Origin of the sequence: Pseudomonas sp. UBA6315 (assembly GCF_002438125.1) — a bacterium.
GTDB lineage: Bacteria > Pseudomonadota > Gammaproteobacteria > Pseudomonadales > Pseudomonadaceae > Aquipseudomonas > Aquipseudomonas faucium.
Genome location: NZ_DJTF01000106.1, coordinates 31,572 through 33,216, shown reverse-complemented (window position 1 = coordinate 33,216; position 1,645 = coordinate 31,572). Strand labels below are relative to the sequence as shown.

Below are 1,645 nucleotides of genomic sequence, written 5' to 3'. Positions count from 1 at the left end.
GGTCGAAGACCTTGGCCAGGTCGGCGTCGGCGATGCCGCCGCCCGAATCGAGCACGCTCAGGCGCCACTGCGTGCTGTCGGGCTCGATGCGGATCTCCAGGCGCTTGTAGCGCTTGTCGGCCATGGCATCGAGGGCGTTGCGCAGCAGGTTGATCAGCACCTGCTCCAGGCGGATGGCATCGCCACGCACCCAGGCCGGGCGCGCCAGGTACAGGGCCACTTCGACGCCGTCGCCACGGATGCGGGTGTCGAGCAACTGCAGGGCCTGATCGACCACGGTGGCCAGGTCCAGCCGCTCGCGCAGGCCGCCTGGGCTGTTGCGGGCGAAGGTCTTCAGGTGGCCGGTCAGCGCGGCCATGCGCGTGAGCATCTGCTCCAGCGGCTCCAGGGCCTTGCGCGCTTCTTCGTAGCGGCCATGGTCGAGCAGCAGGCGCAGGGTTTCCAGTTGCATGCGCTGGGTGGTCAGGGGCTGGTTGATCTCGTGGGCCATGGCCGCGGACATCTGCCCCAGGGCGGCCAGCTTGGCCGACTGCACCAGGCCTTCCTGGGCGGTGCGCAGCTCGCGGGTACGTTCCTCGACCTGGCGCTTGAGCTCATCGCGGCTGCGCTGGCGCAGGCGGGCCAGGCGCCAGCGCTGGCTGACGAACAGCGCGGCGAAGACCAGGCTCAACCACACGGCGGCAGCCCCGAGGGCAGCGTTGCGGCCATCGGCTGCCACTTGCGGCTTGCGCAGCAGGTGCAAGGTCCAGCCTTCGCCCTCCAGCGGCAGGCTTTCCCACAGGTACTCGGCGGGCCCCTCGGGGCCTTGCACGCGGGTGAGCTGACTGTTGCTGGCAAAGTGGGTCAGTACTTGATGCTGCAGGGGTACCAGTGGCTGCTTGTCGTACTGCCGGGTTTCGGCAAGTTCCGCGCGGTCGGCGCCGCTGAGCGGTTGCAGCTCGCGGTAGCGCCAGCCGTCCTGGTTGGCGATGAAGGTGATGCCGCGCGCGTCGCTGACCAGGAGGATATCGCTGCCCTGGCGCCATTCGCGTTCCAGCTCGGGGAACTCGAGCTTGACCACCATGGCACCGAGAAAGCGCCCGTGCTCGTCGTTGACCGCGCTGGCAAGAAAGTAGCCCGGCACGCCACTGGTCACGCCGACCGCATAGAAGCGGCCGCTGCCCTGGCTGCGGGTTTGTTTGAAATAGGGGCGAAAGCCGTAGTTGGAGCCCACGTAGGTGGTCGGCAGGCGCCAGTTGCTGGCCGCTACCGCAAGGCCGGTGCGGTCGAGCAGCTCCAGGGTGGAGGAGTTGGCGGCGCCGTTGATGCGTTCGAGCTTGCGGTTCAGGGCATCCTGCACCGCTTCGCCGACCGGGCCGCGCAAGGCTTCGATGAGCTCCGGGTCCAGCGCCAGCACCGCAGGCAATGCGCGGTAGCGTTCGATCAGGGTGTGCAGCGAATTGGCGTACAACCCCAACTGCTGGCTGGCGCGGCGGGCGTCGTCTTCCATGGCCTGGCGCTTGGCCTGGTGCATGGCCCAGCCGGCGCTCAGTGCGGTACCAGCGAGGATCAGCAGGGTGATCAGCCCCAGACGCAGGGCGCGAAAGGTAAAGGGCATGGGGCGGGTCCGGGTGGTGGGGTTGTCAGGCGGGCCCCATCGCCGGCA

At 68.7% G+C, this 1,645-nt stretch carries 1 protein-coding gene; it reads right to left on the bottom strand.

The window, feature by feature from the left end; translation table 11 throughout:
* Positions 1–1,597 (bottom strand): histidine kinase dimerization/phospho-acceptor domain-containing protein (locus B3E94_RS13515; RefSeq protein WP_286913887.1); only part of this gene is annotated, 1,597 nt, incomplete at its 3' end.
* Positions 1,598–1,645: the final 48 nt, after the last annotated feature.